This window comes from Pigmentiphaga humi (assembly GCF_900606115.1).
GTDB classification, from domain to species: Bacteria; Pseudomonadota; Gammaproteobacteria; order Burkholderiales; family Burkholderiaceae_B; genus Pigmentiphaga; species Pigmentiphaga humi.
Map to the genome: position 1 here is coordinate 224124 of NZ_UWPJ01000039.1, position 15065 is coordinate 239188.

The 15065-nt window shown below is 65.5% G+C and carries 14 protein-coding genes; 9 read left to right on the forward strand and 5 right to left on the reverse strand.

Annotation, left to right across the window (positions count from 1 at the left end; all coding sequences use genetic code 11):
- Positions 1–15 precede the first annotated feature (15 nt).
- Genes PIGHUM_RS22765 through PIGHUM_RS22775 form a run of 3 tightly spaced genes read right to left on the reverse strand, consistent with a single transcriptional unit; the run spans position 16 to position 3193 of the window.
- On the reverse strand, positions 16–921 hold the full coding sequence (locus PIGHUM_RS22765) for an SDR family NAD(P)-dependent oxidoreductase (protein ID WP_124081973.1): 906 nt from the start codon (positions 919–921) through the stop codon (positions 16–18).
- A 24-nt stretch (positions 922–945) separates the two neighbouring features.
- On the reverse strand, positions 946–2202 hold the full coding sequence (locus PIGHUM_RS22770) for a CaiB/BaiF CoA transferase family protein (protein ID WP_124081974.1): 1257 nt from the start codon (positions 2200–2202) through the stop codon (positions 946–948).
- Positions 2203–2215: 13 nt separating this feature from the next.
- Positions 2216–3193 (reverse strand): Bug family tripartite tricarboxylate transporter substrate binding protein, encoded by a 978-nt coding sequence (locus tag PIGHUM_RS22775; RefSeq protein WP_124081975.1) that lies wholly within the window; start codon positions 3191–3193, stop codon positions 2216–2218.
- A gap of 104 nt (positions 3194–3297) precedes the next feature.
- On the opposite strand from PIGHUM_RS22775, the gene PIGHUM_RS22780 reads away from it, so the two are divergent.
- Together PIGHUM_RS22780 and PIGHUM_RS22785 are read left to right on the forward strand one after the other, a co-directional pair.
- Positions 3298–4230 carry a LysR family transcriptional regulator gene (locus PIGHUM_RS22780; protein WP_124081976.1) on the forward strand — a complete coding sequence of 311 codons (933 nt, stop codon included), beginning with the start codon at positions 3298–3300 and terminating at the stop codon, positions 4228–4230.
- 27 nt (positions 4231–4257) lie between these two features.
- Entirely contained in the window at positions 4258–7467 is a 3210-nt protein-coding gene (locus tag PIGHUM_RS22785; RefSeq protein WP_246013446.1) for a DEAD/DEAH box helicase, read from the forward strand.
- Between the two features lie 16 nt (positions 7468–7483).
- Here the strand turns inward: PIGHUM_RS22785 and PIGHUM_RS22790 are convergent, their stop codons facing one another.
- Positions 7484–8377, reverse strand: coding sequence for a LysR family transcriptional regulator (locus PIGHUM_RS22790; RefSeq protein WP_160142395.1), 894 nt, complete (start codon positions 8375–8377; stop codon positions 7484–7486).
- A 120-nt stretch (positions 8378–8497) separates the two neighbouring features.
- Between PIGHUM_RS22790 and PIGHUM_RS22795 the strand changes: the two genes are divergently transcribed.
- From PIGHUM_RS22795 to PIGHUM_RS22825, 7 genes are read left to right on the forward strand one after another with little or no spacing between them, the layout of a single operon-like run.
- Positions 8498–8995: a cupin domain-containing protein gene (locus PIGHUM_RS22795; protein WP_124081978.1), complete on the forward strand. Its 498-nt coding sequence runs from the start codon at positions 8498–8500 to the stop codon at positions 8993–8995.
- An 11-nt stretch (positions 8996–9006) separates the two neighbouring features.
- Positions 9007–9732: an SDR family oxidoreductase gene (locus tag PIGHUM_RS22800; protein ID WP_124081979.1), complete on the forward strand. Its 726-nt coding sequence runs from the start codon at positions 9007–9009 to the stop codon at positions 9730–9732.
- A gap of 1 nt (position 9733) precedes the next feature.
- Entirely contained in the window at positions 9734–10549 is an 816-nt protein-coding gene (locus tag PIGHUM_RS22805; protein ID WP_124081980.1) for a short-chain dehydrogenase/reductase, read from the forward strand.
- The gene (locus PIGHUM_RS22810) at positions 10546–11319 is read left to right on the forward strand and encodes an HpcH/HpaI aldolase family protein (RefSeq protein ID WP_124081981.1); all 774 of its coding nucleotides are present in this window, start codon (positions 10546–10548) and stop codon (positions 11317–11319) included. Before PIGHUM_RS22805 ends, PIGHUM_RS22810 begins: the two co-directional genes overlap by 4 nt.
- Before the next feature lie 50 nt (positions 11320–11369).
- The gene (locus PIGHUM_RS22815; protein ID WP_124081982.1) at positions 11370–12341 is read left to right on the forward strand and encodes a Bug family tripartite tricarboxylate transporter substrate binding protein; all 972 of its coding nucleotides are present in this window, start codon (positions 11370–11372) and stop codon (positions 12339–12341) included.
- A 29-nt stretch (positions 12342–12370) separates the two neighbouring features.
- Entirely contained in the window at positions 12371–13111 is a 741-nt protein-coding gene (locus PIGHUM_RS24295; RefSeq protein WP_124081983.1) for an SDR family NAD(P)-dependent oxidoreductase, read from the forward strand.
- A 37-nt stretch (positions 13112–13148) separates the two neighbouring features.
- Positions 13149–13931 (forward strand): 3-hydroxybutyrate dehydrogenase, encoded by a 783-nt coding sequence (locus tag PIGHUM_RS22825; RefSeq protein ID WP_281279093.1) that lies wholly within the window; start codon positions 13149–13151, stop codon positions 13929–13931.
- Between the two features lie 42 nt (positions 13932–13973).
- On the opposite strand, the gene PIGHUM_RS22830 is transcribed toward PIGHUM_RS22825, so the two are convergent.
- On the reverse strand, positions 13974–14987 hold the full coding sequence (locus PIGHUM_RS22830; protein WP_124081985.1) for a trypsin-like serine peptidase: 1014 nt from the start codon (positions 14985–14987) through the stop codon (positions 13974–13976).
- Between the last annotated feature and the right edge of the window lie 78 nt (positions 14988–15065).

Below are 15065 nucleotides of genomic sequence, written 5' to 3' on the forward strand. Positions count from 1 at the left end.
GGTGTGCACTCAGGGCTAAGCGGGGCTGGGTTGGCGGCGAGCCTGGGCCTTGGCGATCTCGTGGCGCAACTGGTCGAAGCCGGTGGCGGGGACGATTTCCCCCCGGCGATCGGCCACCTGGTCCAGCCGGTCGATCAGGGCGTTGGCCGACAATTCCGCCTGGTCCAGGCAGATGCCCTGGGTCATGGTGATGTTCGCCTGCTCGAAACTTCCCGCGCCGGCCAGCAGGATGGTGCGGTTCGGGGCGTTTTCCGCAACCAGGGCGACCACGGCGGGGCTGACCGACTCGGGCGCGAGCATGTCGAGCGCTTCCCGTTCGAGCAGGCCTTCGGTCATGGCGGTGGCGGCCGTGGGCGCGAGGCAGTTCACGTGCACGCCGTATTTTTCGCCTTCGAGAGCCAGGGTCTGCATCAGGCCGACCAGCGCCATCTTTGCCGCGGCGTAGTTGGCCTGGCCGAAGTTGCCGTAGAGGCCGGAGGAGGACGTCGTCATTACGATGCGCCCATAGTTCTGTTCGCGCATGGCGTTCCACACCGCGTGGGTGCAGTGCACCGAACCCATCAGGTGCACCTCCATCACGAGCCGGAAATCCTCCAGGCTCATCTTGGCGAAAGTCTTGTCGCGCAGGATGCCCGCGTTGTTCACCAGAATGTCGACGCGGCCCCACTGGGCGACCGCGTGTTCCACCATCGCCTGGACCTGCCGGGGATCGGTCACGTCGGCGCCGTGTGCGAAAGCATCGCCGCCGGCCGCGCGAATCGCGCCTACGACGGCTTGCGCTGCGGAGTCCGGCCGGTCGGCCCCCATGTCGTTGACCAGCACCTTGGCGCCATGGCGCGCGAGTTCGAGCGCATGGGAACGACCCAGGCCGCGGCCGGCCCCCGTCACGATGGCGATGCGGCCTTGCAGAAGTTGTGTCATAGGTTCTCTAGGTTGTCGAAATGCTCAGGGTGCCAAAGGGGTGGGGGCCTCGTCGCATGTCCGGATGACCCCGGCACGCTCGAGTTCGGCGAGGGCTTCGTCATCCAGGCCGGTTTCCGCCAGCACGGCGCGGGTGTCCTGGCCCAGCGCAGGCGCGCCGGCCCGGCTGGGGCCGCCGTCCTGGTCCACATTAAAACCGATCCCCCGGGTCCTGACTTCGGCGTCGCCCTGGCGGAAGCGGTAGTCGGGCAAGTTCACGCAGCCGGTGGCATCGGCCTCTTGGAGGAATTCCTCGAGTTTCCTCACCCTGGCTGCAGGCACGCCCGCATGGCTCAGGAGTTCCTCCAGCCGTGCCGCGCCGCGGGCCGCGAAGGCCTGGCGCAAGCGTTGCGCGACGTAGTCACGATCGTTCGGCACCACGAATCCGTTGGGGGCATTGAACGCCGCGAGGTCGAGCGCCCGGGCGTCGCCGCACAGTTCCTCGATGCCGAGGATGGCGGCGAGCTTGCGGAACTGGGCCGGCGTGTTCGCGGCGACCGCCAGCCAGCCGTCCGCGCATGGGTAGGTGTCGGCCGCCGGGCTGCCCGTATAGCCGCGGTTGCCGACCCGGCGCGTCGGCGCGCCGTCGGTCAGGAATGCGCAGGCGTTGGTGTACATGAGCATCAGGGAAGCCTGGACCATGGAGGCGTCGATGTACTGGCCGGTTCCATCGCGGGACCTGCGGTGCAGCGACGCGACGATGGACAGCGCGCCCAGCATGCCGACCGCCACGTCGATGACGGGGAAGCCGACCTTGAGCGGTGGCGCGTCGTCTCCCTCGCCGGACATCATCATCATGCCGGTCAGTGCCTGCACGACGTGGTCGTAGGCGCCGCGCCCGGACCAGTCTCCCTGCTGGCCGAAGCCCGAGATGGAGCAGTAGACGATGTCCGGCCGGACTGCCTTGATCGATGCGTAGTCGAGCCCGTAGCGCGCGACCACGCCGGGCCGGAAGTTCTCGATGAATACGTCGGCGGATGCGGCAAGCGTCCGCAGCAGTTCGGCGCCTTGCGGGGTGCGGATGTCCAGCGCCAGCGACTGCTTGCCGGCGTTGAGGGCGGCGAATCCGGTGGGTGTATCGGTGTCCGCCCCGTTCTTCATCGAGCGCAGGACTTCGCCCGCCAGCGGCGGTTCCACCTTGATGACTTCGGCGCCCAATTGGGCCAGATAGAACGAGGTCAGGGGCCCGGCGATCACGTGCGACAGATCCAGCACGCGCACGCCTTCGAGTGGCTTGGCCATGAATGCTTCCCGGTCAGCCGGCGGTGATGCCGGTGAGTTTGACGATGTCGGCCCACTTGCGGTATTCGCTGCGCACGAACGCTGCATCGGCCTGCGGGCTGTCGCTCCGGATCACGCGGTTTCCGGTCGCTTCGAACAGGCTCTTGACCGAGGCGTCCTGAAGCGCCGCCGTCGTCGCTTCGAATAGCTTGGCGACCGTTTCAGCGGGCGATTTCCGGGGCAGCCAGAGGCCGAACCAGAATTCCTGGACCGCCAGTTCGCTGTGCAGGATGTCGTACAGCGGCGGAATGCCGGGAAGCTCGGGCAGGGGCTCGCGGCTGGTCACGGCCAGGGCGCGCAGCTTGCCGCTCTTGACCTGCGGAATGGCGGTTCCCGCGATGGTGAAGGAGAAGTCCGTGTCGCCGCGCTGGAGAGAAATGGGGATTTCCACCGAGCCCTTGAACGGAATGTGCACCGCATCGGCCTTTAGCAGCGACACGAACGTGGCGCCGCCCAGATGCGCGCCCGACCCGATGCCGCCCGACGCGTAGTTCAGCTTCCTGGACTGAGTGCGCAACGCGGCAACGAGGTCCTGCACCGTGCGGTAGGGCGAGTCGGCGGCCACGACCAGCACGGTAGGGGAGGTGGCGATGACGGTGACCGGCACGAAATCGTTCACCGGATCGAACATCAGGCTGGGCTGCAAGGCCTTCTGGATCAGATGCGAATTCGAACCCAGCAGCACGGTGTAGCCGTCTGCCGGCGCCTGGGCGGCGTGCTGGGCGGCGAGCACCCCGCCCGCGCCGACCTTGTTGTCGACCACGATGGGCTGGCCCAGCGCCGCGCCCAGAACAGGACCGAACTGCCGCACCATGATGTCGGGTCCGCCGCCGGCGGCGTACGGGACGACGATGCGCACCGCTTTCGCGGGGTAGGGTTGAGCGGCCCGCGCCGCGGCGTGGAGCGTCAGGCCGGCGCCCAAGGCGCCCAGGCAGAATGTGCGGCGTTGCATGGTGTCTCCTTGTATTGCCTGCAGCATAGCGAACGGCACCATCTATAAAAAGTAATATATTTTCATATGGTGATAGCTTTATTTTTGATCTCTTGGGAGGAGTAGTGATCGCACCTGATCATCTGGTCGCCAAGCTGCGCTTTCGCCATCTGCGCCTGTTGAAGGAAGTACAGGCCACGGGCAGTCTCCGGGCAGCGGGCCAGGCGCTCAACCTGACGCAACCGGCCATCAGCAAGGCGCTGACCGAGATCGAGAACGCGTTCGGCTTCGCTCTGTTCGTGCGTACGGCGCGCGGCCTGACGCCGACCGAGCAGGGGAAGGTGGTGCTGCGCGGCGCTACCTTGCTGCTGGAAGAACTCGACCATCTCCGCTCGGAGGCCGTTGCCGTCGATCGTTTCGCGGCCCAGATCCGGATCGGCGCGCCCCCGTTCCTGGCGCAGACCTACTTGCCCGGCGTGATTGCGAGATTGGTGAACCAGGCATTGCCCGTACGGGTGCAACTGCTGGAAGACCGGGTTCCCCCGCTGATCGATGCGCTGCGCCGAGGCGAGCTCGATGCGCTGATCACGACCTTCCCGCTGCAGATGCTGGAGTCCGATGCCGCGGCGTTCGAATACGTCAAGCTGTTCGAGGTTCAGTTCGCCGTCGTCGCGCCGCCCGGGCATCCGCTCGTGCGCGCGCGGCGCGTGGATTGGGCGCGTCTGTCGCGGGAGCCATGGGTGATGCCGACCGAAGGATCGATGGGCCGCAAGCTCATCGAGGACTGCTTCACGCATGCCGGGCTGCCCATGCCTTTGCCCGCGATCGAATCGACCAGTCCGACGACCAGCGTCCAACTGGTGGGCGCGGGCCTGGGCATAGGCATCATCCCCGACGTGGAGCTGCTGCACCACAGCGCATTGCGGGCGGGCACGGTCAAGCAGATACGCGTCGCGCCCGAGCCGCCGGCCAGCGTGGTGGCCTTGATCGTCCGCAAAGGGCCGGTCAATTCCCGGGTGGTTTTGTTGAAGGAAGCGTTGGAGCTTCAGTTAACCTAACCGTTTCCCGGCAATGTTGCGTATTCCATGGCGACGATTCAAGAGATGTCCCGAATCCTCGATTACTGGCACAGCGTCGAATTTTTCAACAGCTACAGTCTCGATGATCAACTCGAGGAGGCCAGAGAGTCGAACCGGAAAACGGTTTGCATCCGGACGGCGGCTGCGGGCTCGAGCCATGGCTGGGATGAAGTGTCCGGGCATGCGGGAGAACTGTACCTTGTTCCGTTCGATGTGGCGCAGGCGGCGTCTGTGGTCGAGCAGCACGTCGCGGCAAGATCGAAAGCACGATCCGCGATCGAGCAGATTCGCGACGATGAAATGGCCCCGGAGGGTTTGACGTGCTTTGCGAAAATGAAGCTGGGGCAAGGCGGCAGGGTGAATGCCGACAGCCTGAGCGTGTCGGCTTTGCCTTGGGCTTTGGGTCGCCTGAAAAGTGGCGAGTTGGAGGGGCTTTGCGCCGACTCGTTCGAGTCGAGTCTGACAGGGCTCAGAGATGACCTGGCGGCGCTTGCAGCCGAAGACAAACCCTTCGATGCAACGCAGCTGATGGCGATGGTGCAGCGGCTTCATGAGTGGGCGCGCTACGAACCCGCCAGCGATGGCCTTGCTTGGATAGTGATATCGCCTGCCCGAGTGCAGCCGATGGAACAGGCCCGCCGTTCGAACGAGGACTCCGGGGCAAAACGCTCAGCGTGCGCCGCAAGCGAAGACCAACACGAGGCTGAGGAGGAGCGGGACTTGCCGATCCTGAACAGTTTCTACGTTCATGATCTGCTCCAGGCGCAGCGTGAGCTGGGTGGGCCGCACGCACCGCGGGCGCTGAAGGCCTATCTCTCCTTGTGCGACGCATCGAAGCTCGATCTGGATGCTCCCGCCGGCCAGCGGGCCATTCTCGAAACGCTGCGGCCCCGCAACGGAATCGACGGGCGCTGGCCCTCGTCCGCCGGCCATTTCCAGGCTTTGATGCAGCAATACGCGCTGAACCGGATGAAGACGCTCGGAGACGGCGAAATCCTTGCAGTGAACGGGCCGCCGGGTACAGGAAAGACCACGCTGCTGCGGGATCTTATCGCGCATCTCGTGGTTGAGCGGGCGAAGGTATTGGCATCGCTCGACAGCGCCAAGGACGGCCTGTCCGGCGCCATGGTCGAGGCTGTCCTCCCGGGCGGCAAGTCCCATACCTTGCCTGTCCTGTCACCGGCGCTGACGGGATTCGAAATGGTGGTGGCCTCGAGCAACAACGGAGCGGTAGAGAACCTGTCGCTCGAATTGCCGCAGATGCGGCATCTGGATCCCGCGCAGCGCGATACGCTGGGCTACTTTCAGCCTGTGGCAACCCGCTATGCCGGCAGCCATGCGACGAAGCCATGGACGGCTCCCAAGGAGCCCGTGTGGGGACTGGTTTCCGCTGCGCTGGGTAAGCGCGCCAACCGCATCCGGTTCGTCGACGTGTTTTCGAACCGCGCCGCAAAACCGGACGAGCGGCCGGGCGACCGGTTTCTTTCGAACGGCGAGGTTGATTTCCCGAGCTGGGACGCGGTGGGCGCACAGACCTACTGGCGATATCGCGAACAGACGCGTGGCACGCGACGCAGTTTCCGCACTTCGCAAGACCGCTTCAAGGCGGCGCATGCAGTCTGGCAGGCGGAGTCCAGGCGTCTCGAAGCGCTCGATGCCGCATTGACCGAGCTGGAGGGCAGGTGGGCAGCGGTGGCGCGGCGGTGCCCCGATCTTCCTCATGCGGATACGAGCGACGGGACGCTGGATCGACTGAGCGGAATGGTGCGCGAACTGGATACGGAAACGGAACTGACCGGGCAACGCCTGGGGCCGCCGTTCATCCGCTGGCTGTCCAGATGGTTTCGCCCCGATTCGTATCGACGCTGGCGCGAGACGGCGGAAGCCGCCTTTACCCTTCGCGTCGTGTGCGACAGGTTGCGGACGGCGAGATCATTGCTTGCGCAGACGGGTGTGACCGTCTGGGAAGGCGCCGGGCTTGCAGAGGACGCCTGCCAGACCCGGGCCTTTTGGCAGAGCGAGAAACTGAACGGCCTGCGCAATGAACTTTTTGCAGCGGCCATGACGCTGCATGAAGCATTCTTTCAAGAGGTTCAGACGAGGGATCTGGTCTTCGCGCTGTCGAACATGCTTACGCGAGGTTCGATCGGCGAGGCGCGAAAGGTGCTCTGGCAATGGTTTTTCATGCTGGTGCCGGTGGTCTCGAGCACCTTTGCATCGTTTCGGCGGCAGTTCGCCGGGGTTGGGCCGGAGGGACTGGGCTGGCTGATCGTCGATGAAGCTGGACAGGCGGTGCCTCAGGCGGCTGTCGGAGCGATGATGCGTGCGCGGCGCGTCGTCGTGGTGGGGGACCCTCTCCAGATCGAGCCGGTCGTCACGCAGTCGACCCGACTATTGATGCGCCTTGGCGAGTACTGGCTACAGGAGGCGCGGCCACGTTATGCGGTGGATGCGCAGTCTGTCCAGACTCTGGCCGACCGGTGCTATCCATACGGAGTGCGGCATCCGCTCGAACGGGAACGGTTCATCGGTATTCCGCTTGTCGTGCACAGGCGGTGCGCAAGCCCGATGTTCGAGATCGCCAACACGATTGCGTACGATGGGCGGATGAAACATGCGAAGAAGGGCATGCCTTCCCCGCATCGGGTGCTCGGGCATAGCGCATGGTGGCACGTGACCGGCAACGGCAGCGACGGAACTAAGTACATCGCCGAACAGGGGCGGTGCGTATTCGAGGCGCTAGTCAAGATGTACGTCGAGGAGCCGGACCTGACCGATCCGAAGCGGCCGCAACTTCCCGATGTGTTCGTCATCACGCCGTTCCGCCAGGTCAAACGGGGCTTGAGTGCGCTTCTGGGCGATCACGACGCGTGGCGCAGCGCACTGTTCGGAACCGGACGGGGAATGCCGGCCAAGCTGGCGGAGTGGATAAAGACGCGGGTCGGGACGGCCCACACGTTCCAGGGCAAGGAAAGCGAAACCGTCTTTTTCGTTCTAGGTTGCGATGCGGAGCAGACCGGAGCGATAGCGTGGGCGGCTGCGGCTCCGAACCTGCTCAACGTCGCCGTCACACGTGCGAAAAGCCATCTGTATCTCGTTGGCGACCGCGACCTGTGGGGCGGACGGCAATATTTCGATACCGCGCTCGCGATGCTGGGCGCATGGGCGGGCCAACATGCGGGCCGGGCTGCCGCAGCAGATTCTCGCGAAGAATGAGAGGCGCGCGGCAGCCTCATTTCAGCTTGGGCTTGTCCCTCACCAGCCGATCCCACAGGCCCTGCGCGGCCGGCGACAGGCTGCGGTGACGGCGCTTGATGATGAATATGGGGCGCACCGCATGGCGGTCGGTGATCGGCACTGCCGCCAATCCCTGTCTGCGGCATAGCTGCAGCGCGAACTGCGCCACGATGCTGATGCCGAAGCCATGGGCGATCAGCCCGGCCATCGTGCCCAGCTCCCAGACCTCGAACCCGCTGTCGTGAATTTCCGCGACGCCAAGCATCGGCTGCAGATGCTGCCACACGCTGCCCGTGCGTATCGTGTGGATGAAGTCGCGGCCGCGCAGGTCGCGTAGCCGGACGCTGCCCTTTCCGGCCAAGGGATCGGTATCGCGGCAGATGAGGAACAGGGGCTCGTTGAACAGCAGGTAAGCCTCGAATTCCTGCTTGTTGCCGCTGCGGGCGTTCAGGCCGAAATCGACCATTCCCGAGGAGATCATGGCCAGGCAGCGGTCGGATACCACGTCGTGCAACTGCAGCGCGATGCCCGGATGCTCGTTGCGGAAGGCGGCCAGCATCCCCGGCAGCCATTCCGCGCAAAGGGAAGGGGGCGCGGCAAGCGAGATGCGGCCGGTGTTGAGCAGGCTGCGATCTTTCAACTCGGCCATCGCCGACGCCATCTCGACGGAGACGCGCTGGGCGCCCCGCGCGAACACCTCGCCTTCGGGCGTGAGGAAGACATTGCGCGTATCGCGGTCGAACAGGCGCGCGCCAACCTGTTCCTCCAGCCGGCGGATCATCTGGCTGAACGCGGAAGGTGAGACATGACAGCGTTCAGCCGCCGTGGCGAACCGCCGGGTCTCCGCGAGCGCCAGGAAGGCATCCAGCAGGCGGCCTGAAATATTCATTAGGGAATCGACATAATCGTGCAGATAAATGCAATATACATGCATATTCCCGGGTGGCACACTCAGTACATGTCAAGGAAACGTGCCGTGAAATCCGCGATGTCACAAGGAGCGAAGTAGATGGAGAAGGAGAAATCATCCCGGTTGGTCGCCGAGGCCGAATTCGACCCCGAACAATCGCAGCACCTGTTGAGCGGCTGGCCCGAGCAGGCCTTCCACGTCAGTCATCTGCGCGAGGAAGACTTCACCAATGATGGCTTCCGTTCCTATACCCTGACGCGCGATCTGGGCTTCGCCAAAGCCACGGGCGGCATGGTGCAGGCGCACGTCAACCGGCGCGCCCGGCCGTACAACGCCGCCGAGGTCTCGCACCCGCACTTTCACAACACGCAGTTCCAGATGGTCTATGTGCTCAAGGGCTGGGTCAAAAGCGAGTTCGAAGGTCAGGGCGTGCTGGAGATGCGCCAGGGCAGCTGTTGGATCCAGCCGCCGATGATCAAGCACAACGTGCTCGACTATTCGGACGACCTGGAGATTCTGGAGGTCATCATCCCGGCGCGCTACGACACCGTCAACGTGGAAGGCGTGCCGCAGCCCGATGAAGCTTCGGCTTCCTGAAGGAGGTCGATATGGCGGGCATATTGAAGGGGCGCTCGGTCCTGGTGACTGGAGCCAGCGCCGGCATCGGCCGTGCCACCGCGCTTGCGCTGGCGCGGGCGGGTGCCGACGTGCTTGTCACGGGGCGCAGGCAGGCCGAACTGGACGAAGTCGCCGCCTTGTGCGCGCGAGCGGGCGGCGCCGGCCGTGCGCTGCGAGGCGACCTCACCGACAAGGGTTTCGTGCGCGAGCTCGGCCAGGCGGCCAACGGCGTCGACGTCCTGGTCAACAACGCCGGCATTCTTACCTATGCGCCGATACGCGACGCTTCGGTAGAGGACTGCGAGGCAATGTTCCGCTCCAATGTGGTGGCGGCGTTCGCGGTGGCCCAGGAGATCGCGCTCGGCATGATGAAGCGTCGGCATGGACACCTGGTGTTCGTGACCTCGCTGTCGGCGCGCAACGTCAATTCCATGGCCGCTTCCTACGCAGCGACCAAGCACGCGCTCTCGGCCTACGCCAAGGGTTTCCGGGTCGAAATGAAATCGTTCGGCATCAAGGTGACCGAAGTGGCGCCGGGCATGGTCGATACCCACATCCGCGACGACAGCACCCATCCCGAGGTGCTCAAGTCCATCGCCGCGCGCAAGTTCGCGCCGTTGATGCCGGAGGACGTGGCCGACGCGATCGTGTATGCGGTTTCGACGCGCGAGGGCTGCTGTCCGGACCTGATCGAACTGCGTCCCACGGACAACTGACATGGACATGCTGCTACAGGGCAGGCGGGCGCTGGTGACCGGGGCTTCCCAGGGCATAGGGCGAGCCGTCGCCGAGGCGCTGGCTGGCGAGGGCTGCGCGCTGCGGCTGGTGGCGCGCGATGCGGAGAAGCTGCGTGCGGTGGCCGAGGAGATCGAAGGGCGGCACGGAGTGGCGGTGAGCGTCCATGCCGCCGATCTGTCCCGGCGCGGCGCGGCCGCGGAGATCGCCGCGCAGTATGCCGAGGCCGATATCGTCGTCAACAATGCCGGCAATACGCCGCGCGGCGACATTCTCGCAGTGGACGAAGAAACCTGGCGGCAAGGCTGGGAACTCAAGGTGTTCGGCTACATCAACCTGACCCGCGAGTTCTACCGCCACATGCAGGCGCGCGGCGCCGGCGTCATCGTCAACGTCATCGGCATAGGCGCCGAGAAGTACGAGTATGCGTACGCCGCCGGCGGCACGGGCAACGCCGCACTGGCCGCGATGACGCGCATCGTCGGCAGCGCCAGCCTGGACTACGGCGTGCGCGTGCTGGGGGTGCATCCGGGCTGGGTCGAGACCGCCAAGGCCCGGCGCTCGCTGATGGGGCGCGCGGCGGCGGAGCTGGGCGACGAGCAGCGCTGGCCCGAACTCGTGCGCGACTGGCCGCGCGGCCGTCTGATCCAGCCGCAGGAAGTGGCCGATGTGGTGACGTTCCTGGCCTCGCCGCGCGCGAGCGCCATGTCCGGGACGATCGTGACTGTCGATGCCGGTTTCGTCTCCCGCGGATATCCCCACATGGCCGAACGGCCGCAGCAGGAGCTGCCGGAATGATCGATCCGATGCTCATCGTCAATCATTTCCAGCGCAAGCTCGAAGCGGACGAGCGCGTGTTGCTGATGTCGCTGCGCCAGCTGCGCGGGCCGGACGCCGCCATGATCGTGCACGCATGCGGCTTCGACGGCTTCTATGCGGACTGCGAGCACGGCATGTTCACCTGGGAGCAGGCCTCCGCGCTGTGCGCCAGCGCGCTGATGGCGGGGCTGTTGCCGGCGCTGCGGGTACGGCAGAACACGCCCGCCGACATCGGCGCGGCGCTCGATGCCGGGGCCCAGTGCGTGATCGTGCCGCACGTCTCCAGCGCCGCCGAGGCCGAGGCGGCGGTGCGGGCGGCCAAATATCCGCCTTGGGGCGAACGGTCGTTGGCAGCCCTTGGCCCGGCGACGCGCTATCGGTCCTTGCCGGCAGGCGAAATCGTGCGGTTGATGAACGATCAGTCCATGATGGTTGCCATGCTGGAAACCGCTGATGGCGTGGCGGCAGCGGACGAGATCGCCGCGGTCAGGGGCGTGGACGCGCTGATGATCGGTCCGATCGACCTGTCGGCGGAGATGGGCGCGCCGGGCCAGCTCGATCATCCGGCCATCCGCTCGGCCTACCTCGCGGCGTGCGAGGCGGCGAGAAAGCATGGCAAGCAGTTCGTGGCGAGCGGCGAAATCGCGGCAGAGCTGGCGCAACACGGCGCGCGCATCTTTCTGGGCGGCACCGACGTCGGCTATCTCATCTCCGCCGCCCGCAAGGCGGCGGACGTGCTTCGAGGATGAAAGAGAGACGGCACCACCATTCGATCCTATAAAAAGTGAGGAGACACATCATGAGGCACAACGCGCCCGGAATCCTGGCTGTCTTGATCTGCACTGCCGCGTGTGCGGCGCCGGCGATGGCAGCCGACACCTACCCGTCCAAGCCGATCCGCATGATCGTGGCCTGGCCGCCCGGCAGCGGCGTCGACGTATTCATGCGCACGATCAACGACGCGCTGAGCAAGGAGCTCGGGCAGACGATCGTCGTGGACAACCGCGCCGGCGCGGCTGGCGTGATCGGCGCGCAGTTCGTGGCGGAGGCGCAGCCCGATGGCTATACCCTGCTGTTCAGCTCGGCCGCCATGAACATGGTGGCCGCGATGCAGACCAAGACCTCGTACAAGATGCCGGATTCCTTCACGCCTGTCGTGAATGTCTTCTTCTCGCCGCTCGCGCTGGTCGCCAATCCTGCACTGGGACTAAAGAGTCCCCAGGACCTGATCGCTCTCGCCAAGAAAGAGAAACTCTTCTATTCGACCTCGGGCATCGGCGCGCCATCGCATTTCGTGGGCGAGCTGTTCGCCAATCGGACCGGCATCCAGGCGACTGCGGTGCCCACGCAAGGTTCGCCGCAGGCGATGATGGAGCAGATCGCCGGCCGCGTGACCTATCACTTCGCCGTTACCTCTACCGCGCTGCCGCCGGCGAAAGACGGCAAGGTGCAGATCCTGGCCGTCGCCAGCAAGCAGCGCGTAGCCATCGCGCCCGACATTCCCACGCTCGACGAACTCGGCATCCAGGACGTCGACGGCGCCTATTGGAACGGCATCCTGGCGCCCAAGGGGCTGCCCGATCCGATCGCGAAGAAGATCGCCGCCGCGGTGAACAAGGTCCTGGCCCAGGAGGACATCCGCAAGCGCATCGCACCGACCGGCAACGAGCTCGACGGGCAGAGCGATCCCGCCAGTTTCGCCAGGCTGCTCAAGACCGACTACGAGCTTTGGAAAGGCGTGGCCGACGCAGCGTCGATCCGGGCGCAGTAGACCGGCTCACGTCCAAGGGAACGTCCTTCATGTCGATTCAGAATAAAGTAGCTCTCGTGACAGGCGCGGCCTCAGGCATCGGCCGTGCCGCGGCCTTCCTGCTTGCGCGGGAAGGCGCCGACGTGCTGATCGCCGATAGCGATGCCGCCGGCGCCCAGAATGTTTGCGATGCCATCGTGGCGCAGGGCGGCCGGGCCGGCTGGGCGGTATGCGACCTGGGAGAGGCGGACCAGATTCGCTCCCTGGTCGGGCGCGCGCTGGCGCAGTACGAACGCATCGACGTGCTGGTCCATGCCGCGGGCATCTGCCGCGCCGCGCCACTGCTCGACCTGAGCGACGAGCAGTGGCGAGAGACCTTGCGGATCAACCTGGACGGCACTTTTTTCCTGACCCGCGACGTCGGCCGCGCGATGGCGGCGCGGGGCTCGGGCACGATGATCCTGCTGACCTCGGACCGTGGCGTCTACGGCTCGATCGACTATGCCCATTACGCCGCGTCCAAGGGCGGCATGATCGCCTTGACCAGGAGCCTGGCGCTGGCGCTGGGCAAGCACGGCGTCACGGTCAACGGCCTGAACCCGGGAATGACCGACACGCCGCTGGCGCGCGGCGCCAATCCGCTAAGCTGGGATGCCAAGGTCGCGGCCGACGTGCTGGGCAAGGCCAGCCTGCCGGAGGAGATCGCGCAGACCATCCTGTTCCTGGCGGGCACGGGCGGCGCCTATACCACCGGGCAAATACTGGGCACGCGCATCCGCCACGGCCAATGACGGTGCGGCCAATCATCGAGAAACTAGGGGAACCGACGTGTTGAAAGGAAAGGGCGCTATCGTGACCGGATCGCTGGACGGCATCGGCTATGCCATCGCCACGTCGCTCGCGCGGCAGGGGTGCGCGGTCATGCTAAATGGGTTCGGCCCGGACGAGCTGATCCGCGAACGCGTCGCCGCGCTGCGCGAATTGGGGGTGGACGCCGACTATCACGGCGCCGACATCTCCGACGCCGGGCAGATCGAGGATCTCGTATCCACGGCGAACCGGCGCTTCGGCCGGGTGGACATTCTGGTCAACAACGCGGTGACCCGCTGCGACGCCCTCATCGAGGATCTTCCGCCGGAGAAATGGTCCTACGCATTGGCGGTCAACCTGACGGCGGCCTATCATCTGATCCGGCTCACGCTACCCGGCATGAAGCAGCGCAACTGGGGCAGGATCATCAGCCTGGCTTCGATCTTCGGCGTCGAGGGCACGCCCAGACGTACGGATTACGTAGTCACCAAGCACGGGTTGGTCGGGATGACCAAGGTAGTGGCGCTCGAATGCGCCGGTTTCGACATTACCTGCAACGCGCTCTGTCCGGGGCTGGTGGACACGCCGCACATCCGCAGGATGATCGCCGACCGCATGGCTTCCACCGGCCAGACGGAAGCGCAGGCCACGGCGGCTTTCCTGGAGCCGCGCCAGCCGTCCCGGCGCTTCGTCACGCCGGAGCGGGTGGGGGCGTTGGCGGCTTTCTTGTGCAGCGACGAGGCCTGCGATATCACCGGAACGCCGATTCCGATCGATGGGGGATGGCAGGCCCGGGCGTGATAGCGTTGGCGGTCGCGCGAGGGGCGGCGTGTCGGAGGATGGTTACGCCGGGCGGGTCAGTACCATGAGGACATCTGCGTACCAGGCGCAGTTCAAGCCGAGCGACTCGTCTTGCGCCAAGTCGCGTGTACGCATGTCCATGCGAGTCGAATGCACCCCGAGCAACTGCCATGGCAGCAAGGAGTCGCGGCTCTGGACGCCGCTCCTGCGCCGTAGTACTGGAGAGCCGCTGCTGCCGCGGTGCGTCCTGGCGTCGGTCAGGAAATAGCCCTGCTGTTGGAAGCGCACGCCATACGCCGATGCGATCGAGGCGCTGCGGGCGACGGCGAGATGGTGGACCGTGTCGTGGAACCCTAGCGGGAAGCCGATCACCGTCAAGTTGTCTCCAATGACCACGTCCTCGCCCTGGGGGGCGAGATGCGACGTGTCGAACGCCTGCAGCATCGTGCGTTCGGGCAAGCGGTCGCTTTGGATCTCGATGGCGGCGATGTCGACTGACCCGGCGGTGTCCGTGGCTTGGCGCCACAGCGCGATCCCGTTGCCGTACAGCGGGATCGAGAAGGTCGCGTACTGCGTCAGGTCGCTTGTATCGGTGTGCAGCTCGATCTCGACGCGGTCCGGAAAGTGGCCGCTTGGCTCGTCGGCGAAGACATGCAGGTTCGTCACCAGGAATAAACGATCGTCGCGGCGAAAGAAAAAACCGCTTGCGCTGGTCGAGAGCTGCGATCCGGCATAGGTGCGAATGTGCGTCGTGGCCAGCAGCACCGGCTCGATCGCATGGCGTGGCTCCAGGGGGGCCTGCGTCGGCGCTGGCTCGGCAAGCACCGCGCGCATTCTGGCAACGTCGCGCTCGAACGCGGCGAGCGCGGAGTCCGAAACGGCGGTGTTCAGCATGACGGTTCGAGCCGCGTCGGTATGCATTTCGAACGAACGTGCCAGGGTATCGCGGGTAGCGGGCAGCCACGCTTCAAGGAACGCGGAAAACAAGGCGTCCGATGCGATCAGACTTCCTTGGAGCTCGCAGATGCGCTCGGTGGCCTCTTGCAGATTTTTCATTGCAACGATGCCTTCCTGAAAAGAGAAAGCGCGGACGAACCGCGCTTTTTGGGAGGGCAGGCCAAAGCGGATGGCCTA